The 23,769-nt window shown below is 32.4% G+C and carries 19 protein-coding genes; 11 read left to right on the forward strand and 8 right to left on the reverse strand.

Going from position 1 to position 23,769, the window contains the following annotated elements; translation table 11 throughout:
* Positions 1-19: 19 nt before the first annotated feature.
* From GXK57_RS12220 to GXK57_RS12235, 4 genes are all read right to left on the reverse strand, one after another.
* The gene (locus GXK57_RS12220; RefSeq protein ID WP_160676437.1) at positions 20-1,501 is read right to left on the reverse strand and encodes a family 1 glycosylhydrolase; all 1,482 of its coding nucleotides are present in this window, start codon (positions 1,499-1,501) and stop codon (positions 20-22) included.
* Positions 1,502-1,746: 245 nt separating this feature from the next.
* The gene (locus GXK57_RS12225; protein WP_160676439.1) at positions 1,747-3,036 is read right to left on the reverse strand and encodes a PTS transporter subunit EIIC; all 1,290 of its coding nucleotides are present in this window, start codon (positions 3,034-3,036) and stop codon (positions 1,747-1,749) included.
* Positions 3,037-3,055: 19 nt separating this feature from the next.
* Positions 3,056-3,355: a PTS sugar transporter subunit IIB gene (locus tag GXK57_RS12230; protein WP_160676441.1), complete on the reverse strand. Its 300-nt coding sequence runs from the start codon at positions 3,353-3,355 to the stop codon at positions 3,056-3,058.
* A gap of 18 nt (positions 3,356-3,373) precedes the next feature.
* The gene (locus tag GXK57_RS12235) at positions 3,374-3,682 is read right to left on the reverse strand and encodes a PTS lactose/cellobiose transporter subunit IIA (protein ID WP_160676444.1); all 309 of its coding nucleotides are present in this window, start codon (positions 3,680-3,682) and stop codon (positions 3,374-3,376) included.
* Between the two features lie 412 nt (positions 3,683-4,094).
* Between GXK57_RS12235 and GXK57_RS12240 the strand changes: the two genes are divergently transcribed.
* Entirely contained in the window at positions 4,095-4,601 is a 507-nt protein-coding gene (locus GXK57_RS12240; protein ID WP_160676447.1) for a DUF3284 domain-containing protein, read from the forward strand.
* Between the two features lie 112 nt (positions 4,602-4,713).
* Here the strand turns inward: GXK57_RS12240 and GXK57_RS12245 are convergent, their stop codons facing one another.
* The 3 genes from GXK57_RS12245 to GXK57_RS12255 all read right to left on the reverse strand — a co-directional run bounded on the left by GXK57_RS12245 (position 4,714) and on the right by GXK57_RS12255 (position 9,557).
* On the reverse strand, positions 4,714-7,344 hold the full coding sequence (locus GXK57_RS12245; protein ID WP_160676450.1) for a PRD domain-containing protein: 2,631 nt from the start codon (positions 7,342-7,344) through the stop codon (positions 4,714-4,716).
* 460 nt (positions 7,345-7,804) lie between these two features.
* Positions 7,805-8,617: a Cof-type HAD-IIB family hydrolase gene (locus GXK57_RS12250; RefSeq protein WP_160676453.1), complete on the reverse strand. Its 813-nt coding sequence runs from the start codon at positions 8,615-8,617 to the stop codon at positions 7,805-7,807.
* 40 nt (positions 8,618-8,657) lie between these two features.
* Entirely contained in the window at positions 8,658-9,557 is a 900-nt protein-coding gene (locus tag GXK57_RS12255) for a LysR family transcriptional regulator (protein ID WP_160676455.1), read from the reverse strand.
* A gap of 292 nt (positions 9,558-9,849) precedes the next feature.
* Here GXK57_RS12255 and GXK57_RS12260 point away from each other — a divergent pair, with 292 nt between their 5' ends.
* From GXK57_RS12260 to GXK57_RS12270, 3 genes are all read left to right on the forward strand, one after another.
* Positions 9,850-10,386 carry a hypothetical protein gene (locus tag GXK57_RS12260; RefSeq protein ID WP_160676458.1) on the forward strand — a complete coding sequence of 179 codons (537 nt, stop codon included), beginning with the start codon at positions 9,850-9,852 and terminating at the stop codon, positions 10,384-10,386.
* 16 nt (positions 10,387-10,402) lie between these two features.
* The gene (locus GXK57_RS12265; protein WP_160676460.1) at positions 10,403-11,221 is read left to right on the forward strand and encodes a sulfite exporter TauE/SafE family protein; all 819 of its coding nucleotides are present in this window, start codon (positions 10,403-10,405) and stop codon (positions 11,219-11,221) included.
* A 344-nt stretch (positions 11,222-11,565) separates the two neighbouring features.
* A complete protein-coding gene (locus tag GXK57_RS12270; protein ID WP_160676463.1) occupies positions 11,566-12,942 on the forward strand; it encodes a 6-phospho-beta-glucosidase in 1,377 nt (458 codons plus the stop codon).
* Positions 12,943-13,175: 233 nt separating this feature from the next.
* Here GXK57_RS12270 and GXK57_RS12275 read toward each other — a convergent pair whose 3' ends face one another.
* The gene (locus GXK57_RS12275) at positions 13,176-14,051 is read right to left on the reverse strand and encodes a MurR/RpiR family transcriptional regulator (RefSeq protein WP_160676466.1); all 876 of its coding nucleotides are present in this window, start codon (positions 14,049-14,051) and stop codon (positions 13,176-13,178) included.
* A 484-nt stretch (positions 14,052-14,535) separates the two neighbouring features.
* On the opposite strand from GXK57_RS12275, the gene GXK57_RS12280 reads away from it, so the two are divergent.
* The 7 genes from GXK57_RS12280 to GXK57_RS12310 all read left to right on the forward strand — a co-directional run bounded on the left by GXK57_RS12280 (position 14,536) and on the right by GXK57_RS12310 (position 23,415).
* Positions 14,536-15,387, forward strand: a complete 852-nt coding sequence (locus GXK57_RS12280; RefSeq protein WP_243156416.1) for a PRD domain-containing protein — start codon at positions 14,536-14,538, stop codon at positions 15,385-15,387.
* A gap of 263 nt (positions 15,388-15,650) precedes the next feature.
* A complete protein-coding gene (locus tag GXK57_RS12285; protein ID WP_160676469.1) occupies positions 15,651-17,513 on the forward strand; it encodes a beta-glucoside-specific PTS transporter subunit IIABC in 1,863 nt (620 codons plus the stop codon).
* Positions 17,514-17,622: 109 nt separating this feature from the next.
* Complete coding sequence (locus tag GXK57_RS12290) at positions 17,623-19,077, forward strand: family 1 glycosylhydrolase (RefSeq protein WP_160676472.1); 1,455 nt, start codon at positions 17,623-17,625, stop codon at positions 19,075-19,077.
* Between the two features lie 114 nt (positions 19,078-19,191).
* Positions 19,192-19,842, forward strand: coding sequence for a hypothetical protein (locus GXK57_RS12295; protein WP_160676475.1), 651 nt, complete (start codon positions 19,192-19,194; stop codon positions 19,840-19,842).
* A 126-nt stretch (positions 19,843-19,968) separates the two neighbouring features.
* Positions 19,969-20,580, forward strand: a complete 612-nt coding sequence (locus GXK57_RS12300) for a cytidylate kinase-like family protein (RefSeq protein WP_160676478.1) — start codon at positions 19,969-19,971, stop codon at positions 20,578-20,580.
* Between the two features lie 217 nt (positions 20,581-20,797).
* Positions 20,798-21,580: a sulfite exporter TauE/SafE family protein gene (locus GXK57_RS12305; protein ID WP_160676481.1), complete on the forward strand. Its 783-nt coding sequence runs from the start codon at positions 20,798-20,800 to the stop codon at positions 21,578-21,580.
* A 617-nt stretch (positions 21,581-22,197) separates the two neighbouring features.
* Complete coding sequence (locus GXK57_RS12310; protein ID WP_160676605.1) at positions 22,198-23,415, forward strand: U32 family peptidase; 1,218 nt, start codon at positions 22,198-22,200, stop codon at positions 23,413-23,415.
* Positions 23,416-23,769 lie beyond the last annotated feature (354 nt).

A 23,769-nucleotide genomic window follows, 5' to 3' on the forward strand; every position in this document is an offset into this window, starting at 1 on the left:
TTAGTATAGTCTGAACTCGTTAATCTATATTCTCCCCATGTGTTGCAATTACATTCTTGTACCAATAGAAGCTGTCTTTTTTGCTTCTATCTAAGGTTCCATTTCCTTGATCATCTCGGTCTACATATATGAAACCATAGCGTTTCTTCATTTCACCAGTTCCAGCAGATACCAAATCAATGCAACCCCACATGGTATAGCCCATTAAATCAACACCATCAAGATTTATGGCATCTCTCATGGAGGCAATATTTTTACGTAAATAATCTATACGATAAGTATCATGGACACATCCATCTTCTTCTTTTTTATCTTCCCAGCCAATACCATTTTCTACAATCCATAATGGCTTGTGGTAGCGATCATATAATGTGTTCAATGCGATTCTTAAACAAGCTGGATCAGTTGCCCAGCCCCAAGCGTTTGTTTCTAAGTATGGATTCTTGATTCCCATCATAAGGTTTCCACTAGCTTTACTAACGTCATCATGAGTTGTGATAGTGGTGGAACCATAACATGAGAAACTCAAGAAGTCAGCTGGATATCTTTCTAGAAGCTCAAAGTCTTCAGGTTCTGTATTAAGTACGATACCTTCTCTTTCATATTTCTTCAATCTATAAGCAGGGTAGTGGCCACCGGTTTGTACATCAGCATAGAATAGGCTAGTTTGAGCTGATTCCATAACCATTAGCTGATCACTAGGATCGCAGGTATAAGCATATAGTGGCATATAGGCTAGCATCTGTCCTACTTTTATTTCAGCATTGATTTCATGAGCTGCCTTTACAGCCTTTGCACTGGCTATAAATTGATTGTGAGCTGCTTGAGCTTTATTTTGTGGAGATGGATCAGATAGACCACCTGCAACAAATGGAGCAAACTCCATGCAGTTAATCTCATTAAAGGTTAGCCAATATTTAACTTTTCCTTCATAATGCTTAAAAACTGTTTTTGCGTAAGTTTCAAAGAAGTCTATGCATTTTCTGTTTGACCAGCCGCCATATTTAATTGTTAAATTGATTGGAGTTTCATAATGTGATAAGGTTACTAAGGGCTCTATACCATATTTTGCGCATTCATCGAAAACTTCAGTATAAAATTTTAGCCCATTTTCATTAGGCTCTTCATCATCACCATTTGGGAAAATACGTGCCCAGTTCATACTTAGACGAAAAGTTTTAAAGCCCATCTCACCCATGTATGCAATATCTTCCTTATAATGATGGTAGAAGTCAGTTGCAATATGGCTTGGATAGTATTCTCCAGCTATAACTGCAGGAATACAATCTTCTGGAAGTTTCATATTTGGGCCAAATCCAATTAGAGAGCCTGTTTCACCTGTCTTTACGTTTTTATAAGTTACTCGGCGAGGAACTGTATGAGAACCAGCAGTCATTACATCTGATGTATTGACACCTTTTCCGCCTTCATTCCATCCCCCTTCATATTGATTGGCAGCTGTTGCGCCACCCCATAGAAAATCCTTGGGAAAACCTTTCATTTAATTTACCTCCATCTCTAAATTTTAATCATTTTACTAAATTGCTTTATTATATAAATAGACCTAATAAATCAGAAACAGTCCAGTAATCTTAAAAAGTACCAGCTTTTTGACTTACCGCTTCATAGTTAAAGACATATTTTCAAATCTATCAGCTCAAAGTATTGAGACTTATGAAAATAATCTTGTAGCTTAAGTGGTATAGCACTACTCGCTGGCACTTATTCAAATTTTATAAATTTTTACTATACTTCAACTAATGCTGCCTGTTCTTTAGAAATTAATTGCTTTTCATAAATCTTAAAGAATGGGTACCAGATAATAGCAGCAGGGATTAACATCAAATAGTCCCAAATAGCATTTTGCCATCTAAGAGTGGATAAATATTGGCCAAAGCCCATTGGAAGCAAAGCTGATATAGAAATCCATGCAGGTTGCAAGAAACCAAATTTATATCCTAAATAGGTACATAGCATAACGAATGGAATGTTCAATACATAAGGTATACAAAGGATAGGATTATACATAATTGGCATACCAAAGGTCATAGGTTCGTTGATTCCAAACCATCCAGGAACTGCGGAAATTTTTGCAACTGCGTTTATTTGTTTTGATTTAGAGCGGAGTCCCATAAGTGCAAGAGGTAAAGTATTGCCTGTACCTCCACAAATAGCCATTGCTCCAAAGAGTGCTACTGGATAGAATACAAGTGGCTTACCAGCTGCATGAGCTGCACCATTAGCAACTGCTGCTTGGATACCTAAAGGCATAATGATTGGAACCAAAATCATAGTTCCATGAATACCAAAACACCATAATAGTGCACCAAAAATACAAAGTATAAACATACCTGGAACAGATGTTAAAGCATTTAGCGGAACACCTAATAATGCCATAAATCCTGAACAAACATTGTAAGCTCCTCCTGTGCCTACTGATACAGCGGTGGAAATACCTAAGAAAATAATAGCGCTGAATAATAATGGTAAGATTGATGCAAAACCATCTTGTAAGAATGGTGGAACCACATCTGGCATTTTGATACGTATGTTTCTGTCAGCACAGAACTTTTCAATATGAACAGACATAAATACAACAAGAAAACCGATAAACATACCTTGAGCTCCGAGATAAGTCATGTTAATAGATGTAACTCCTGCCTCACTTGTAGTTAAAGCGCCAGCTACTAACAAGAAACAAACTAAGGCATCAACTGCATTCATAATAGGAGATTTCATTTTTAAATTTTTTGCATAGTTGAAAGCAAATAATGCAACAACCCATAAAGATAAGGAATTCATTGTAAACTGATAAGGTAAATAGAAGATTGCATAGATTTTACTTTTTGAAGAAAATAGATTTAACATGGTTTCGCTACCAATTGAACAAATAATCTGTGATATAGCACCAACCATAATGATACCCATCAAGGACATCATAGCAGCCTGCAAGGCAGATAGGAATTTATTACTGCCTAGTTTTTGACCAAAGTCTTGTAGCTTGATCATAAATTTACTTTCAAATAATTGTTCCATATTACCTCTCCTTATTCTATTATTTTTCGGCATATAGCTTTTGAGCTAATTTCATGATATTGGCACAATTGGCTACAGCGTAATCAAAGGATTGAATTGCAGCGCAGGGAAGCCCTGTATTTTCTTTTACTTCCTTTAAACGGTAGGATACTTGAGGTCCCATCAAAACAATGTCATAATTTTGATATACATCTTGATATTCAGCTAGTCCAACTGCTTTGATATTAAGCTCTTCCCCAGCTTCCTTCCAAAAGCTCTCCATTTTCTTCATTAGAATACTTGTTGACATTCCACCAGCACATACTAATAAGATTTTCATATATTCCATCCCCCTAATTTATTTGTTTTTGTATAATAAAATAATTTCTTTAATAAGCTCATTGGCAAGCATGCTTGTCATTAAGTGATCTTGAGAATGAACAAGTAATACATTAATATCTTGCTTATAACCATTGGCTTCTTTGAACAATAATTCTGTCTGTGCTTTATGAGCTAAACTTGCTGATACATCAGATTTGGCTAAAAGCTCCTCTGCTTTTTCAAAGTTTCCTGCCTTAGCTTCCTCCAAAGCTTGAAATGCAAAAGAACGTGCATCACCTGAATTGGCGATAATTGTCATTGATACTAAATCGTTTTCTTGATCCACAGGATATTCCTCCTTTTCCTTATTGTGTATTTTGTTCTTGGATTGATTTTATTTTAGTGTATAAAAAATCCGTTGTCAAAACGATTACATGCACGTTTTTAAACACTTTTATACAGTATCTATTTAGTATATTTCGAAAAATACACTTATTTTTTATAAAAATAAGCAAACTTTTAAATTTGATAATTTAGTGTATTAAATTTCATTGCTTTTTTTATATAGTGTATAATTTGATTATTTATAAAGTATAAAATTTTACATTTTTACGTTTTCGTAAAAATATACGTTTCTAAACATATACTAATTGTATAATATAGTCAGTGCTAAATATGGAAATTTTCTTTATTTGAAAATTAAATTTAAATAAGAATATAATGTTTTTATTTTCCAATCGCTGTGCTATAATGTGTCCATGAAACTAACAAGAATATTAAAAATAAATGAAAAAGACTTTTATGATTTTCTTGAAAACGATCTCTTATCTAATATTTATCAATGTTCGGGTAAGGAACTAAGCGTAGAAGATATTAAGAAAGGACTGAAGTATTCCAAATATGATAATGACGCCCATACTCGTATTGATATAACCATATTGGAGTATAAAAGAGGGGAGTTTTACAAGTCACAAATCAAATCCTTGATGGACACAATTACAATTTCCTATGAAACTGAAGTAGTAGACCAAGGCTTAAAGATCATATTTAATCAGAATATCGAGAGCTTTGAGAAGGAAAAACATAACAAGCTTATGAGGATGTTTAGTGAGGCAGTTTACTACGGAAGAATGACAGATACCCTATATGATATTCAAAAAAAGATAACAAATCTTAGAGAAGGAATAGTAGAACCTGTTCATTCAAAGCCAGTAGAGCATGAAGGGCTAAAAAAACTCGTTTCAAACAAGTCAGATAGGATTTAAAACTTGGCAAAGGCCTCCTGTACAAGCTTCGGGAGGCCTTTACTTTTTTATTAAAAGAAGAATATTAATTCTTTGAACACAATACTTTAACAGAGGAAATATTTAATATTATTTATATCTTCTTTATAATCATGATAATAGTAGCAATTTCATTGTCATCTATTATAATTTTGAAGGTCTTTTCTAGGTTCTTTAGCACTTTTACAACAGTTTGATAATCTTCTGTAAATACAGAGATAATTTTGCTCCTATCAGTATTGTTACTTACTGATTTACCATCTAGCAGTCTTTCTACCAAGCAAGCCATATGCATAAATAATCCAACTCGTTGATCTTCAGTAAAGGAATAAAGCAAGCTGAACTCATCAATAATATTTGGAAGCACAGTTTTTAGCTTAGATATTGAAGTATACTTGAATTGCTCACCTAGATATTTATATACATCGGTGTAATCCAAGGAACGAGAAGTAACAGGTTCAAACATCAATATACGGTCCAAGTTCTCCTTAGAACTTTCAAAAACTTTCTGAATAGAAATAAAGGGGATACCGAACAATTTTGGATCATATGCGCCAACAAAACTATGAATATTATAGGTTTTTTGAAGGGATAAAACTTCCTTCAAGAGTTCATTACGTGAAGATATTGCTAGAGCTATGGTTTTCATACCTAGCTTTGAGTATTGATCGATATATAACTTTAACTGCGCTGCACCCCCTTCACCGGTATGGCAAAGGGTAATAATAACACTGTTGTGCTTTTCAACATTCTTCATGTTATTGATTTCTAGATTTGCCATATGATATACATAATCTATGTCGCTTTCCATTGAGCATTTTCTAGCAACATCAATACCTATTAAGGTAACAGGAATATTGATACATCTTATCTTTACATCAATTTCTTCAGCAATGGTTTCAAGCATTGTCTTTATAGAGCCCATATCATATATGACAATAACTCCTTTACCACCATCAATTTTTTCAATAAGGGCTTTTATCTCCTCCATGGCTTGTCTCGTTCCTATATCCAAAGCCAAATCATAACTGTATGCATTATGGCAATGGGTTAAGCTATTTGTAACATCTTTTAAAGAAGAAGCAGTCTGGCTTCCATGCATAATATAAAGCAGTACAGGATGATCCTCCTCATTATTATCGTCAGAGTCGATTAGAAACATAGCAATCAGCACAGTTTCATGAATTGGTAGGTTTAAGCCTAACTGTTCCTTTAAAATCGACGCAAATTGCACACTTGCAGCGTATTCCTTAGGATAGTCCTGAACAATTTTTATGATTTGAGTATTATCTATTCTTTGCTCGGAAAGGTTTAGTGTTAATAAGGAATTAATATGTAGGCAAAGCCCATAAAATATATTTGACTTATAGTTTATTCCTAACTCTTTTTTGCAGGTATCTAAAAAAACATTAACCATTTCAATGATTCTTGGATCTACAATTTTTGAAAGCTGCTCTAAATTATTTGAATCATCAAAGCCGTTATAATAGCGATACTTTTTAAATAAATTACTGATATGAGTATTCATAACGTTTTCAATTCCAGTGTCAGTAATACCAAGGTTGGACAATTCATCATACTGCTTTTTTATTTCAGAGTACATATCAACTGTATAAGGAGGATCATAGTATCCTTGATTAGCTATATTCTTATCATAGATGAGGGAATCTCTATTTCCTACAAGTATGTCAATTTCATTTTTATAACTTTTTAGATTTAATAGACTTTTCTTTATTTGATTCTTAAAGTCATTAACACATACACAAATATTCTGGCAGGATTCATTAACGACTCGAACATAGGCATTTGCACAAGCAGCTTTCATATCTAGTTCTAAGCCCTTAACGTTATAACTAAAATCTGATAACAATAATGCCTTAATTGATTCGGAAGTTACTTCTATGCAACGATCTGAGTTTGAAGCTTCAACTTGAAAAAAGTGATTTATAAGGTCAAAGCGCTCTTCAAGACTTCTATCTTTTAGCTCTGGCAACTCTATAGTTACAGGAATGATACGATTTATCTGTAAGCCACTTTGTGGAGCGCAGGCTAGCACTAAGAATAGATCATTGCAATCCAAGGAGTTGGATTTGTCTTCTGAGTAGATCTTACCGGAATCTAAGAATTTGAAAAGGCAGCTCTGCTGCTTAGCATCCAATAAATCAACATTATCTATAAACAGCATTCCTCCCTGAGCCTTTACAAAACAACTACTGCTTAAATCACCTTGGGTACCAAAGAGTTCATCATTTAATACAGAGACATTTTTAGAATAATGACGACAGTCAATTTTTACATAAGGAGCATTCTTAGATAGTATCTTCTTCTCTTTAGCAAACTCAAACATTAACGAAGCAAAATAAGTTGTGCCACAGCCTGTCTTAGAAGAAAGTAAAACATTTAAGCTAGAGCGAGGATAAAGAATAGCAGCTTGAGCTAATTGAATGGCATTTCTTAAACTGCCATTATAGCCAATTAATTGAGTAAAGCAAGATTTCTCTGTACTTTGATAAATTTGTTCCGGAGGCTTGTAATACACTGGTCTCGTTGTCGTCTTCGCCAGCTTTCCTTCCTTAACCAACTCATTTAATAAAGCACTTACATTAGAACGATGTAAACCTAAAGATTCTGCAATGGTCTTAGTTTGTAAGCCATTTCTATTTTCATCTTTACTATAAACTTCTTGTTCAATGAATTCGTATACAGTTTCCTTTAAAGTTTTCAAATTAACGCCTCCTTTATCATCATCTTTACTGTTTATTTACCTAAGATACAAAAAATAACATAATATCATTATAAGTTTAAAATCATTTCTTTACAATAATTACTGTATGTAGCTATTAAGTGGTAAGGAGAAAATAAATTACAGAATATACGAGAAGCGTATTTATAACTTTTAGTAATTGATTTTAGAAAAGATAATAACTAGGAAGGGGAAAGTTAAAGAAATTTGTATTCCTATAGGCAATAGAAAGAAAAAATAGTAGCAGTTTATTATTAGTATAGCTAAAAAGCTAAGATTTAATAAAATAAGGAAAGCTAATATAAGAACAACTTGGACATATAAAAACAGCTTGAAAGAATGTTCGAGCTGTTTTCATATGTTTAATGATATTACCCTGTATAGATTAGTTAATTCTGTGCCATATATAAGCTCCTTTATTAGGGAGCTTTGCAGAAGAGACCTATATTAGCTTACTTTTTTCTAAAAATACAGCTATTCCGTCGCTATCATTATCAGCTGTTACAAAGTCAGCAACAGATTTGGATTTTTCACTGCCATTTGCCATGACAACACCAATTCCAGCGTTCTCTAACATATCAGCATCGTTATCGGCATCACCAAAGACAAGTAAGTTATCCATGGTTAACCCATGCAAATTCATTACTTCCTTAAGTCCATTTGTTTTTGATACTCTTGGATCCATATATTCATATAAAATGCTTGCTGTTTTTAGACTTGCGCATTTATACTTTGGGTTGCTAAATGTCTTGCTGCGTTCTATAACCTTGTCCATATATTCTGGATTGCAGATAATCATAACTTTTCCCTGTGGAGTCTTTAATAACTCGTTAAAATCTACAACTTCATAAGGCAGTTTGTCCAACTTGGAAAGTAATTTTATGTATTCGTCATCTTTGTAACCAATCAAAATACCGTCCTTAGGGATACAAAAGTTTAAATCCATATCCTCATAATGTCTAATTATTTCCCAGATTAGTTCGCCACTAAGCGGATAGCTAGATTTTTGAATACCAAGAGATAGGTCATCAATTTCACTTCCACCCATTCCTACAATGCAATCTACTAAGCCATCAATGTTCCATTCCTTCAGTAAATTCTTACAGGATATTGCATCTCTACCTGTTGAAAGTCCAAAAAGGATTCCTTTTTCCTTAATTTTTTTAATTGCATTAACTGTATTCTCTGTAACATAGCCTTCTTCGCATAAAAGAGTTCCATCTACATCAGTCATAATGGCTTTTATTTCGTTCATATGGTTTTCCTCCATTTAAATTTATTTATTTTTGATATAATTAGCTTCCAAGGTGCTCAAAGGGAACCGTATGTGTCTTACAAAGATCAATAAATTCCTTTGCAGCTTTGGTAAGAAATTTATTCTTATGGTAGATTATGTGGAACTTACGGTTTAGTGACAAATCCTTAATTTTAATTTGTTTTACATTTCCTAATTCTAAGTCCTTCTTTACAAGAAGATATGGTAGTACAGAAAGTCCTAAACCAGCACTTACTGCTTTAATAATTGCCTGCGTACTAACACTTTCCCAAGTTGGATTAATCTCCATGCCATGTAGTAACATAGTACTTTCGAAAAGTTCTCTTCCTCCACTTCCTTTTTCCCTAAGAATAAATTCACATTCCTTAAGCGCTTCAATTTCAACCTCACTTAAACTAGACAATGGATGATTTATACCGCAGATTAGAACAAGTTCATCTTCCATAAATGTTTGGCTATTAATATGTGAATTATGTATTACACCTTCAATTAAAGCAAAATCAATGTGATTTGACATTATACTATGTTCTATTTCTTCAGAGTTATTAATGATAACCTGTATTTTTATGTTTGGATGTTCATTTTTAAATATTTTTATATACTCAGGTAGCAAGTGATTACCGATAGTTATGCTTGACCCTATTCGCAATATACCGGCTGAATCCCAATCTTTTATCTCACTTTCCATTTCATCAAAAAGAGAAACTATGTGATTTGCGTAATTTAGAAGCTGTTTGCCTGGTTCTGTTAAATACATTTTTTTTGAGATTCTATCAAATAACTTTACACAATAATGATCTTCTAACTCTCTGATTGCAAGACTTACAGAGGGTTGAGCAAGGTAAAGTTTTTCAGCAGCAGCAGTTACGCTGTTACAATTGCAAACAGTTACAAATATTCTTAAGTGCTTTAAGGTCATTTAATCACCTTCCTTTTATAATGTAAACGCAATATATATTATAAAATAATACTATTTTGCTTATATACTAGCAATAGCTGTAGCGCATCCTATTAAAATTTATCAAATATATTGAATTGTTAAATGCATAATAAAAACCTTATAGATATTATAAAATAATAATATTTTACTTATGTAAGTTTAGCATATAAAATTTAATTATAGGATGTTTAGTCACAAAAATTATTATATAGATTTTCCATGGCTTAAAGTAAACTACATTTTTAAAAATAAGGAAAGGAGATAATGATATATGGATTTGATGATTCGCAATTATGGTTTCTTCTATAATGTAATAGATCAAAATAACAAATTAGTGGCTAAAATACAAAATAAACATCTTGTGAGTATAGGCAAAAAAATTGTTGATACTACAGGAAAAACTATTTACACAACAGACATCATAAATACAAAGACGGAGGATGAGGTAAACAAGTATAACGAAGGACGAAGCTATATTATATGTAAAAGTAATAAAATTGTAGCTACTGCAGTTTTGGAATATGATAAATACGAAGATAAGTATCTTTATCAGAGATTTGTTTTTAGAATTCCAAAAGTCCACAAGATAAATATAAAAACAGATTGCAGGGAGTTAATTATTAAACTTAAATATGATGGCAGCCTTCTTATATGTGAAGACAATGTAGTTATTGGAGAAATGACAAGTCATTTTCCATTCATTGACCACTATATAACTTGTAATGAAATAAATGACCAAGCTTTTTTAGCAGCATTATATATCCTGGCAAAGTATATGGTAGATGAAAACAATATTTTAATTATTTAAGAAAGAAGGTTTTATTATGATGCAATTTTTATGGTTAACACCATTAGGTTTTTTTGTAGGTACATTTGGAACATTGATAGGAGCTGGTGGAGGTTTTATATTAACTCCTATATTGTTACTTCTATATCCTGATAAAACTCCTGAAACAATAACAAGTATATCTCTTGCTGTTGTATTTTTTAATGCATTATCAGGAAGTACAGCTTATTCTAAAATGAAGCGAATCGATTATAAATCAGGAGTGATTTTTGCAATAGCCACCATTCCAGGTTCTATACTTGGAGCTATTACTACTTCATATATTCCAAGGCATATATTTAATGGGCTATTCGGTGTATTATTAATAGCTGCTTCAATCTTTTTGATCGTTAAAACTAAAAACGAAAAAGATGATGCAGATAAAGTAATTAAGAAAAATTATGTTACAAGAACTCTTATAGATGCAGAAGGAATAAAATATGTATTTTCATATAATCCAGTTTTAGGTGTAGTTATAAGTATATTTGTTGGATATCTATCCAGTTTATTGGGAATAGGAGGAGGTATTATACATGTACCTGTCCTTGTTAATTTGTTAAATTATCCTGTTCATATTGCTACTGCAACTTCACATTTTGTTCTTGCGGTTATGTCATTATCAGGAACAGTTGTACATATATCAACTGGCGTACTTCAGCCTGGTTTAATCCAAACTGCAGCCTTAGCAATAGGAGTTATATTTGGTGCTCAACTTGGAGCCAAGCTTTCTAAAAAAATCCATGGAGTAGCAATTATAAAAAGTCTTGCTGTTGCATTGGCACTTGTTGGTATAAGAATTTTCTTTATGGCTTTTTAAAGCAGCCTTTTGAAATTAGACTGTCAGGTCATCCGATACTTTAATGAGCTTGGGCAAATTATAAATAATTTCTTTTAACAAGTTGCAGAAATGATGGCTATTGTCTAATTTTATTTTAACGATATATTAAAACAAGGTGAATGTAGCACTAAAAACGCACTAAATCCAGCATTAAGGATAGTGCGTTTTTTCTTTTTTTAAAACTTTATTTATAAATGCTATTTACAAAAAATACTTTTAAAAAAAGATTGTTTGTAAACGGTATATGAATCGCTTTTGAATCCGTTGACTATCAATGGGGATAAAAATAAAATGTACTCATAGAAGAAAGGGAGGGACAGTAGATGGAAAATAAAAAAGTGAAAATAGTCACAATTGGTGGAGGAAGTAGCTATACTCCTGAACTTATGGAAGGCTTTATTAAAAGATATGAACAATTGCCTATAAAAGAGATTTGGCTGGTAGATATTGAAGAAGGTAAGGAAAAGCTAGAGATTGTTGGAAAGATGGCTCAACGTATGTGGGATGCATCTCCATATGATGTTAAAGTATATTTAACTTTAGATAGAAAAGAAGCATTAAGAGATGCCGACTTTGTTACTACTCAATTTCGAGTTGGTTTATTAGATGCACGTATAAAGGATGAGAGAATTCCATTTTCCTATGGACTGCTAGGACAAGAGACCAACGGGGCTGGAGGTATTTTTAAGGCATTTAGAACGATCCCAGTTATTTTAGATATAGTAGAAGATATGAAAAAGTTATGTCCTAATGCTTGGCTTATAAATTTCACTAATCCTAGTGGTATGGTGACTGAAGCTATACATCGTTATGGAAAGTGGGAGAAAGCAATTGGTTTATGCAATGTTCCAATAATGTCAATAATGACGGAACCTAAATTGATAAATAGTGAACTTGATGATTTAATTTACAAGTTTGCAGGTTTAAATCATTTTCACTGGCATAAGGTTATGGACAAGAATGGTAATGATGTGACATTAGAGATTATTGAAAAAATGCTTCAAGGTGACGGCGGAATGCCTGCAAATGTTCATAAAGTTCCTTTCTTTAAAGAGCAATTGGATAAAATGAATTTAATACCTTGCGCTTATCATAGTTATTACTATAGACAAGAAGAAATGTTAAAGCATGGACTTGAAGAATACAATACAATTGGAACTCGTGGTCAACAAGTTAAACAAACTGAGGCCGAATTATTTGAATTATATAAGGATATCAATCTAGATCATAAGCCAGAGCAGCTATCAAAACGTGGTGGGGCTCACTATTCAGATGCTGCTTGTGAAACAATAGCATCAATTTATGGTAATAAAAATACAAAGATTGTTGTATCCACTAAGAACAATGGTGCTATACCTGACTTGCCAGAGGACTGTGTTGTTGAAGTATCTTCACTTATTGGAGCAGCAGGTGCTTTACCGATTGCCTTTGGTTCACTACATCCAGCAGAAAAAGGCTGGCTACAACTAATGAAAAACATGGAGCTATGTGTATGTGAAGCTGCAGTAACAGGGGATTATGGCTTAGCACTACAAGCCTTTGCAATGAATCCTTTAATTCCTGCTGGAGAAACTGCAAAAAAGGTACTTGATGAATTGTTAATTGCTCATAAAAAGTATCTTCCTCAGTTTGCTGATAAGATTGCAGCTTTAGAAGCAGCTGGTATTACTATAAAAGATGAAATAGTTAAAAACTTATAAAATATCCATAGAGATACCTGAACTTGTCTAGAAAACTAAGGAAGGCACAGTAAAATTAAATTATAAGAAAAGGCTTCAAGCAGATAATAGTTCTATTTTAGTAGAAAATGAACTTTGGTTAAAAGAAGATAATTTTTAGAAGAGATAATGACAAAAAACGCATTTAATCCAGTGTTAAGGACAGTGCGTTTTTTGTTCTTTAGAAGCAAAATATATGAGTACGGAGTTCACGGTTAATCTTCTTTTATTAAATCTACAGAAGATTTTCTTGGATCAAAGTATTTAGAAACCATTATCTTATGCTCTAAGTTCTTATCATAATCCTTGCTGAAGACACAGGAGTATAATACATCTAAAAGATAGCAAATAGAGTCATTTGTAGTGAAATTGGCAATCTTAGAATATAACCGTTCTCTAGTAGTTATCCTAAGTACACAATCTGCTTTGCTAGCTAAGGTGTTATCTCCTAAGCTGGTAATGGCTATGATTGGGACACTATTCTGTTTAAGAACAGGAATAGCCTTAATTAAAGGGTTGTCTTCTCCACTATAGGAGATTATAATAGCACAACAACCTTTTTTGCAGTTAAAGGCTTCAAATACTTGTTCCGAGTCTGTCAATGAAATAGAAACGGATTTCTGAATTCGATTCATCTTAAGCATAAAGTCTTGTGCAATTATTAAATTCTGATTGTTGGCAAATACTTTTATTTCAGAAGCTTTATGCAGAAACTGTACAGCTTTCTGCAAATCGTCATGGTGAATTAAAGATAAAGTATCTTTAATGGTTGTTTGGTTTAGAGTAGCTATTTTATTAGCAATAGCCATAATACTATCATCTTCAGTAAATGGAAAATTCGCGTCAATGTTTTCAAAATGACTATCCAAGTATTTAATTTCTTCTAAGTAAGCTTCTTTAAGTTCATTCCATCCGTTATATCCTAATTTTTTAGCAATTCTTATTGTAGTAGAGGGATGGGTATAGGTTTGCTGGGCAATTTGTTTTGTGGTCTTATTTTTGATATCTTCTTTTTCTTTAAAAATATAGTCAATGATTATTTTTTCAGACTCAGAGAATGAGACTTGCATCATTTTTTCAGTAAGTAACATACATATCACCAGTTTAATTATATATTTTGTAGGGAGCTTCATGGGAAAGCTAAAGGTTTAAGTATATTAAATTATAGGAATCCTTAACATTAGTCAGCATAAAGTTTATTTAACCTTGTGACATAATGGAGAAAACTCTAATTTTAATAGCATTATACATTATTAGCTTTGAAAATGGCAAGTTTACTGAATACTGTTTACAAGAAAGGTCCGTATTTAATAGTTTTTTTGTAAACGGAGTATGCAAACGCTAAAAATTAGTTGACAACGATTCCATGAGATGATATTATTTAAGCATGATAGTTAGTTAGTTACTGGAAGACAGGCTATACTAATATATCAAAGCTATTATAACGATTATAAATATAATTTGATTGGATTGTTACTGGAAAGCAGGCTATACCAATTTGTGATATTTTTTATTACAAGGGGGTGTAGTTTTTTTGTTTTAAGTTTATAGAAATTTGGAAAGGGGATGATTCTAGTGGCGGCCAAAATGCTAATCGATAAAGTAATAAATAACAATCTAGTTAGATCTCATAAAGATGGCAAGGAAGTCTTGGTTATGGGGAAAGGCCTTGGGTTTAAGAAGGTAGTAAGTGATGTGATTGACGAATCCCTAATAGAAAGAATTTATGTTATTGAAGGAAAAGAAAAGCGCAGTCATCTAGAAGAGTTAATTTCCAAAATTCCATACCAATATGTTCAAACAGCAAACGAAGTTATAACTTATATTTCTAATTACTTAGATAAGAAATTAGATGATTCTATTTGGTTAAGTGTTACGGATCATATTAGCTTTGCTATAGAGAGAGCAGAGAAAGGCATTCCAGTTAGAAATGCACTTTTATGGGAGATTAGTAGATTCTATAATCACGAATTTCTGATAGGTAAGGAAGCGCTTAGAATTATAAATAAGAGGCATGGCGTAGAGCTTCCAGATGATGAAGCAGGCTTTATTGCATTACATATTGTAAATGCGCAAATGGGTGATGAAGCAAAGATGCAGGAAACTATGCATATGACGAAAGCATTGCAAAAAATCCTACACATTGTAAAGTACCATTATGGCATAGAGCTAAATGAAAGTTCTCTTCACTATGAAAGGTTTGTAACCCACTTAAAGTACTTTCTTCAAAGAATCGTGAAAGGGAAAAAAGTACTAAATGAAGATTTAGGTTTCATAGAGGTTATTCGTTCAAAATATCCTAATGAATATAAGTGTGCAAAACGTATTGAAGAATATGTTAATAAAGAGTTTAATTGCGACCTTTCTGAGGATGAACTCATATATCTATCAGTTCATATCAGACGTGTTGTTGATGAAAGTTTATAAGACAATTATATAATTTTTCTGCGACCATAGTGCCATGTGGGATTGTTACGAAAGGCTATACCCACCAGAAAGAAAAAAGATTAAAGTTTAAAAACTATCTTTTTTCTGCTGGTGGGTTTTTCTTTGCAATTTTTTTGAAATATATAACTTATAATCAGTAAAAAGTAAGCTGATTTTTAGAGATTTAATTGTAAGAAACTTTAATAATTTATCAATTATAATTTTACAAAGTATAAGAACAATATTTAATAGGAGGAGAAATCATGGATTATAAAAAACTAGCAGCCACTATCTTAGAAAAAGTTGGCGGTGAAAAAAATGTATCATCGGTAGGACATTGTGCTACACGTTTAAGATTTAATTTGAAAGATGATAAAAAGGCAGATACGGAATTCCTTAAAAACCTTAAGGGTGTTGTAGGCGTGGTAAATAAAGGTGGACAGTATCAGGTTATCATCGGAAGTGATGTTAGAAATGTTTATAAAGAACTTCTTAATTTAGGTTCATTTAACAACGAAGACAATGGAGAAAAAGTAGAAGATAAAAAAATTATAGCAAAAGTTTTAGATACTATAGCAGGAATATTCTTTCCAATTGTACCAGCATTAACTGGAGCAGGTATGTTAAAGGCTGTACTTGCTATATTGACTGCTTTTAAAGTATTGTCAGTTAAATCGGAAACTTATCAGTTTTTTAACTTTATAGGAGATGCTGCCTTTTATTTTTTACCAATACTATTAGCGGATTCAGCTGCTAAGAAGTTTAAAACAAATCAATACATGGCAATGGCTATTGGTGGAATACTGTTACATCCAACCTTTACTTCAATGGTTGCAACTGCTAAGAAAGCAGGAACAAGCTTACATCTTTTAGGATTGCCAGTACCGCTGGTTTCTTATGGATCATCAGTTGTTCCTATTATTCTAGCAATTTGGTTTATGTCATATATTGAACCATTTGCAGATAAGATAATGCCAAAAACAATTAAAATGTTCGGTACTCCATTATTAACTTTGATGATTACTGCTCCAGTTACATTTATAGTTATAGGGCCATTAGGTAACTATCTAGGTGTTGGCTTAGGTGCATTAATCAACTTCATTAACTCTTATGCTAGTTGGCTTGTTCCTTTATTAGTTGGAGCATTTACACCTTTATTAGTTATGACAGGTATGCATTATGGATTAATTCCAATAGGAATTAATAGCCTTGCTACTACAGGGATAGATACAGTAGCAGGTCCAGGAATGATGGTTTCAAATATTGCACAAGGTGGAGCTTCGCTAGCAGTAGCAATACGTACAAAAAACTCTGAAATTAAGCAACTTGCAGGTTCTGTATGGATTACAGCTGTGTTAGGAATTACTGAACCAGCTATGTATGGAATTAGTTTAAGATTTAAAAAACCTTTATATGCTGCCATGATTGGTGGAGGAGCTGGAGGATTATTCTTAGGTATTATGGGAGTTGGACGATACGCTCAGGTTTCGCCAGGTTTATTAGCCTTACCAAGCTTTATAGGGCCAAAGGGATTTATAACAGTAATATATGCATCAATTGGATGTGCCATAGCATTTATAGTTTCGTTTATAGCATCATTCATTATGAAAATAGAGGATCCAGTTGAAAAGAGCAAAGAAGATAAAATTGAAAAAGCAGAAGTAGTAGCTTCAAGCGGAGTTATATATGCTCCTATTAAAGGTAAGTCAGTAGAACTTAGTGAAGTTGATGATTCAGCTTTTGCAGAAGAAATCTTAGGAAAAGGTGTAGCCATTATACCTGAAGAAGGAGTTGTATATGCTCCTGTAGATGGAGTTGTATCGGCCTTCTTTGATACTAAACATGCAATAGCAATCACTGGAAACGACGGATGTGAGATATTAATCCATGTAGGAATAGATACAGTTAAAATGGAAGGGCGTCACTATACAGCTCGTGTTGAAAAAGGAAATATAGTTAAAAAAGGTGATGTTTTGCTAGAATTTGATATAAACAAAATAAAAGAAGAAGGCTATGACCTAATAACACCAATCGTTATACCAAACTCTTCTGATTATTCAGAAGTTCTAGGCATAACAAATAAGAATGTTGAAGTAGGAGAGGCCTTAATAAAGTTAGCTAAGTAGTTTTTGTTAAATATAATATAGAACTAAATAAAGATGTGATGACTGTTGCTACTTAAATTTAAGCAACAGTCATTAAAACTATATGAAAAGACAGAAAGAAGGTTTATATATGAGATTTTCAGAAGGTTTTTTATGGGGTGGAGCTACTGCTGCCAATCAATATGAAGGTGGGTATTTATCAGGAGGCAGAGGCTTAAGTACTTTAGATGCTGTTACTGGAGGAAGTCATACCAATCCACGTAAGGTCATCTTTAAAACTAAAGAAGGTGAAATAAAAGAGGCAGGCAGACTTGAGGCTTTACCAGAAGGTGCTAAAGGATATATTGATCTTGAAACATATTATCCTAGTCATGGTGCTGTTGATTTTTATGGACATTTTAAAGAGGACATAAAATTATTTGCTGAAATGGGCTTTAAGTGTTTTAGAATGTCTTTGAGTTGGACAAGAATTTGTCCTAAAGGTACTAAAGAGCTAAATGAAGAAGGTTTGAAATTTTATGATGATGTATTGGATGAACTGTTAAAATACGGAATAGAGCCTGTGGTTACAATAAATCATTTTGATGTTCCTATGTATCTTGCTGATAATTATGATGGATGGTCAAGCAGGGAAGTAATTGATTATTATGTATTCTTCTGCGAAACTATTTTCAAAAGATATAAAAATAAGGTTAAGTATTGGATGACTTTTAATGAAATTAATTTTCTTAGAAGCTGGGTACAAATCGGCATACATAAGACTGACGACCAAACAAAGTATCAGGCAGTACACCATCTTTTCGTAGCAAGTGCAAAAGTAGTTAAATTAGGTCACGAGATTAATCCGGATTTTAAAATAGGTACTATGGTTGCATATATTCCTAGTTACTCCATGACCTGCAAACCAGAAGATGCTATGGAAAATTTGATTTTCCAAAGACAGGTAGAATTTTATCTAGATGTTCAATGCAAGGGATATTATCCAGCTCATAAGTTAAAGGAATTTGAAAGAAAAGGTATCACAATAAAAAAAGAACAAGGTGACGATGAAATAATAAAAGAAGGCATAGTAGATTATATTGGCTTCAGTTATTATATGTCAACAGCATCAACTACTGATAAAAATGCAGAAAAAGTAGGCGGAAATAATATGTTTGCATATAAAAATCCATATCTGGAGGTATCAGATTGGGGGTGGTCTGTTGACCCATTAGGATTACGTATCTCTCTATGTCAGATGTATGAACGCTACAACCTTCCATTATTTGTAGTTGAGAATGGACTTGGGGCAGTGGATCAAGTTGAAGTTGATGGCTCAATTAATGATGATTATAGAATTGACTACTTAAGAAAGCATATCGAAGCTATGAAGGACGCCGTTGAATTAGATGGGGTAGATTTAATGGGCTATACCCCATGGGGATGTATTGATTTAGTTTCTTGGAGTACAGGAGAAATGAAAAAACGTTATGGGTTCATTTATGTTGATATGGACGATAAAGGAAATGGAACCCTTAACCGTAGTAAGAAAAAATCCTTTGAGTGGTATAAGAAATGTATTGAATCTAACGGGGAAAATATATAGCAGTGAATTTTAAGTAAGTTAAGTTATTATATAGAGTAGTTTCAATTATAAGTAAAATAGATTTTTAATTTATTGATAAGGATATTAGTAAAAATAAGAAAGGAAGTATATTATATGTTTGTTTATTATCCAAGTTGTAATTATACAGCGGCTTCTAAAGAAGGAAGCAAAAGAATTAAGGAATATCTAAAAGAAAAGCTTGGCATGAGAGTAGAAGGCTGCTGTCGCCCAGGACATAAATCCTTGACTGAAGAAGATACTGCTGTTACTATATGCCAATCCTGCTCTGCAATTGTGAGAGAAAATGTTCCAGAGGCAAAGGAAATAAGTGTATGGGAGATATTAGATGCAGATAAAGACTTTCCATGGCCAGATCTAAAAGGAGAAAAAATTACTCTTCAAGATTGCTGGCGTGCTGGTGATAAGAGAGATTTACATGATGCAGTAAGAAGTATTATGAAGAAGATGAATATTGAGATTGTAGAGCTTGAAGAAAACTACGAAAAGTCACAGTTCTGTGGGGTGTTCCGTTATAACCCTATGAGAGAAGGAAATATAAAGATAGCTCCAAAGTACTTTGTAGATCAGATGGAAGGAAAGCTAGAGCTTCATACTGAAGAAGAGCAGCAAGAACTTATGGAAGAGCACTGCAAGCTATATACTACAGAGAGAATCGTTTGTTACTGTAATTCTTGTTTAAGAGGTGTTAAGCAAGGCGGGGCAAATGGCGTTCATCTGATGGATTTGATTATGCAAACTGCATAATAGTCTAAAGGTTTTTAGTATGAAGAGATGGATATGTATAGCTTTATACCAAAAATTTGTATTTTAGAGTTTCTTCTCAGAAGCCAGTGTATTTATGAAAATTCAATCTTTTAGGAGGTGTTAGATATGACAAAGAAATATATAGTATTTACTAGCGAGTATGCAAGTGGAGCAAGACTTATAGGAAAAACTTTAGGTGAAAAGCTTGGAATAAAATTTTATGGCGAAGAAGAGTTATTACTTAAGGCTGCTGAGGAATCAGGTATTGATGAAAAAGTTTTAAGAGACTACGATAGGAAGCTAGGAAATATTAAGTTTGACCAGTCTTCAACATCAAATGAAGATTCAATAAGATTTGAAGACAATTTATCACGTAGTATTTATAATGCATACTCAGATTGTATTATGAAAATAGTTGAAGAAGGGTCTTGTATACTTATGGAACGAGGAGCAGACATTATTCTTAAAGGTAAGGTTGATTTTTTAAATGTTTATGCATACAGCAAAGATATGGAAAAGAAAATAGATCGTTGCGAACGAGTTGGTGGAATTCCTAAGGAGGATGCACCGGAGCACATCGCTGGTCAAGTAATGCAGAGAAAAGTTTACTATAGTTTATTTTCAAACATCCAACGAGGAAAGATGAGTGAATATGACTTATGTATCAACACAGACACCTTTACTAGCGATGCTTTAGGTATGGAAAAATGTGCTGAAATAATAAAAGCAGCTTTATAATATTTTAAAAGTACTTATAAATCTAGTTTTTTTGCAGTTATGTATGTTGAGATTTTATTGTTGTATTCATACTTGATTTATTGCTTAAGTTAAATCAAGCTATCAATGAATATTTGTTATTGCAACATATATGTAAGTATTTTTTAGATGGACATCTCTTAATTTAAAAATAAGTTTAATTATGGATTTGTCCATCTATAATAAGGAGAAAAGTGTAATGATAATCTTTATGTATGTAATTATTATTTTGCTTGCCACGATCTCAGGAGCAATCTCTGGTCTTGGTGGAGGTGTAATAATTAAGCCGTTATTTGATATGATCGGTTATCACAATGCAGCTACCATAGGGTTTTATTCCTCAGTTGCTGTTTTTACCATGAGTATTGTATCAATAATTAAACAATTAAAAAGTGGTTTTAATTTTAATGCAAAAACTGTTGTTTGGATATCTATTGGTTCATTAATTGGAGGAATATTTGGGGAACAGATATTTAATAAGGTTACGTCTTCTTATCCTAATGGCGTAGTTAAAGCTATTCAAGGAACGATGCTTGCAATTACTTTAATTTGTATACTAATCTATACCTTTAATAAACATAAAATTAGAACCTACAATTTAAAGAAGTCTATTTCTATTTTTCTGGTTGGCTTTTTCCTTGGATCAATTTCAGTGTTTCTAGGTATAGGAGGAGGACCACTAAACGTTTCACTTCTAATGCTATTATTTTCTTATGCAATTAAGGATGCTACAATTTATTCAATTGCTACTATTTTCTTTGCCCAAATATCAAAGCTAGGTAGTGTGATCATAACAAATAAATTGTTCCACTATGATTTGTCTTTAATTCCATTCATATGTGTTTCAGCAGTTATTGGTGGATTTATAGGAACTATTATAAATCAGAGGTTAGAAGAGAGTAAGATAGAAAAGTTTTATATATTTATAATTGCTTTGCTGCTAATTATATCAGTATATAATGTAAGTAAAGTGCTTTTATAATTAAGTGAAATTTGGACAACCATAGACCTAAAAATATAGGTTTATGGTTGTTTGTTTATGCTTAAAGCACTACTAGGGCCTAAGGTTGATTATATATTTAAAAATATATTTGGTTTAGACAAAAAGCCAGAGATACTTATATAATTTTCTGAATGCAATATTAAAGCCAAAGTATAAGATTACAGTAGAGGATGAAATGATTTCCTTAAAGACTGTTTTGTCTATAACAGAGGTTAAAAGACTCAGAAATTAGGTTATTTAATGAGATATATTTTAGAAAATATGTAACTTACGTAATTATGGAAAAATAGAAAATCATATCGTATAATAGAGTTGCATCGGATTTATTCTGATGTGACTTTTTACTGTATGGAGAGTATGTAATTTTTATAGCTAAGCCAAGTAATTTATAGAGCGAATAACAGCTATTTTTGGTAAACAGTAAAAAATAAAATTATGTCGCCTGCCAGAATTTCTTCACATGCGTTCAGAAAAGGCAGATGCGCAAAAAAAGCTCACTGAAGAAGATCGCTTCAGCGACTTTTTTATATTTATATAATTATAGGATTCAATTAAAGTAAATATAAAGATTTTTATAGCTAAGGAGAAGTATTATGATGGATAAACCAGAACTTTTAGCACCTGCAGGAAATTTAGAAAAATTGAAAACTGCTATAGACTTTGGAGCTGATGCAGTATATCTTGGGGGAAATAGATTAAACCTAAGAGCATCTGCAGATAATTTTACAATAGATGAATTAAAAGAAGGACTTGAGTATGCTCATTCAAGAGGGAGAAAAGTTCACGTTACCTTAAATGTAATCCCTCATGATGAAGATTTAGTAGGCATTGAACAATATATAACTGAATTGTATGAAGTAGGTGTTGATGCTGTACTTATTGCTGATCCAGGAATCTTTAGCATAGCACGAGAAGTAGCACCAAAGCTAGAAATACATTTGAGTACACAAGCTAGTAATTTGAACTATAAATCAGCTTTATTTTGGCATAAGGCTGGAATTAAAAGAATAGTAGCAGCAAGAGAAATGAGTCTTGAAGATCTGAAGACCATGAGAAAAGAGTTACCTGATACCTGTGATATAGAAGCTTTCGTTCATGGGGCTATGTGCATGGGATACTCAGGCAAGTGCTTATTATCCAATTATATAACTGGAAGAGATTCAAATAGAGGCACGTGCACGCAACCTTGCAGATTCAAATACAATTTATATGAAGAAAAAGAACCTGGAAATTATGAAAAAGTTAATGATAATGGTATGTATTTTATGAATTCTAAGGATTTATGTATGATAGAGCACATCCCAGAACTTATTGAAGCTGGCATAAATTCTTTTAAAATTGAAGGCCGAATAAAGAGCTCCTATTATGTAGCCTCCGTAGTTAAGGCTTACAGGCAGGCTATTGATAAATATTTTGAAGACCCTAAAAACTATAAATACAATCCAAAATGGTTGCAAGAACTTGAAAAACCTAGCCATAGACCATATACTACAGGTTTTTATTTCGATGAAGAAGTAAGACAAAATTATGAAACCTCAGCTTACATACATAATTATGATATGGTTGGTATTGTAATTGAATATAATGAAGATACTCATATTGCAACAATACAACAAAGAAATAAGGTTAATAATGGAGATTTGGTAGAAGTTTTAGCTATATCAGGAGATAATAAAACTATTAAGCTTCAAGATATGAGAAAAGAAAATGGAGAAGCTATAGAAACTGCCAATCGTCCGCAAATGATTTTTAAAGTACAATGTAATACTGCTTTGAAGCATGGAGATATACTTGTAAAGATCAGAAATTCTTAATACGTAAAGGGTCTTGTTTAAAACGGTCAATGGATATAATATGACATTATAATCCATCGACCGTTTTGGTTAATAGATACTAAGAAAGGCTGATGTTATAAAACCAATACTTCTTGAGTTTATATAAAAGATATAGATTATTATAAAGCTTACTATAATTAAAAAACTTATTTCTCACCATATATCATACTTAATATATTTAACTCTATATAAGTATGTATTAAATAAATGTTGGTGAAAGTTTTTATGATAAAATAGTAAACTTTCTAAATTAAAATACCTCAAACTCTAAATAATGTATGAGAGTTTGAGGTTTTATATATGTAGAAAATTAATCTACGAAGTTTTACCAAA

The sequence above is a fragment of the Clostridium sp. C8-1-8 genome (assembly GCF_009928445.1).
Taxonomy (GTDB): domain Bacteria; phylum Bacillota; class Clostridia; order Clostridiales; family Clostridiaceae; genus Clostridium_AR.

Bases quoted from the DNA above. Each gene is read 5' to 3' on its own strand.
- GXK57_RS12220 (WP_160676437.1), bottom strand. From the start codon at position 1,501: ATGAAAGGTTTTCCCAAGGATTTTCTATGGGGTGGCGCAACAGCTGCC.
- GXK57_RS12225 (WP_160676439.1), bottom strand. From the start codon at position 3,036: ATGGAACAATTATTTGAAAGTAAATTTATGATCAAGCTACAAGACTTT.
- GXK57_RS12230 (WP_160676441.1), bottom strand. From the start codon at position 3,355: ATGAAAATCTTATTAGTATGTGCTGGTGGAATGTCAACAAGTATTCTA.
- GXK57_RS12240 (WP_160676447.1), top strand. From the start codon at position 4,095: ATGAAACTAACAAGAATATTAAAAATAAATGAAAAAGACTTTTATGAT.
- GXK57_RS12250 (WP_160676453.1), bottom strand. From the start codon at position 8,617: ATGAACGAAATAAAAGCCATTATGACTGATGTAGATGGAACTCTTTTA.
- GXK57_RS12255 (WP_160676455.1), bottom strand. From the start codon at position 9,557: ATGACCTTAAAGCACTTAAGAATATTTGTAACTGTTTGCAATTGTAAC.
- GXK57_RS12260 (WP_160676458.1), top strand. From the start codon at position 9,850: ATGGATTTGATGATTCGCAATTATGGTTTCTTCTATAATGTAATAGAT.
- GXK57_RS12265 (WP_160676460.1), top strand. From the start codon at position 10,403: ATGATGCAATTTTTATGGTTAACACCATTAGGTTTTTTTGTAGGTACA.
- GXK57_RS12270 (WP_160676463.1), top strand. From the start codon at position 11,566: ATGGAAAATAAAAAAGTGAAAATAGTCACAATTGGTGGAGGAAGTAGC.
- GXK57_RS12275 (WP_160676466.1), bottom strand. From the start codon at position 14,051: ATGTTACTTACTGAAAAAATGATGCAAGTCTCATTCTCTGAGTCTGAA.
- GXK57_RS12285 (WP_160676469.1), top strand. From the start codon at position 15,651: ATGGATTATAAAAAACTAGCAGCCACTATCTTAGAAAAAGTTGGCGGT.
- GXK57_RS12290 (WP_160676472.1), top strand. From the start codon at position 17,623: ATGAGATTTTCAGAAGGTTTTTTATGGGGTGGAGCTACTGCTGCCAAT.
- GXK57_RS12295 (WP_160676475.1), top strand. From the start codon at position 19,192: ATGTTTGTTTATTATCCAAGTTGTAATTATACAGCGGCTTCTAAAGAA.
- GXK57_RS12300 (WP_160676478.1), top strand. From the start codon at position 19,969: ATGACAAAGAAATATATAGTATTTACTAGCGAGTATGCAAGTGGAGCA.
- GXK57_RS12305 (WP_160676481.1), top strand. From the start codon at position 20,798: ATGATAATCTTTATGTATGTAATTATTATTTTGCTTGCCACGATCTCA.
- GXK57_RS12310 (WP_160676605.1), top strand. From the start codon at position 22,198: ATGGATAAACCAGAACTTTTAGCACCTGCAGGAAATTTAGAAAAATTG.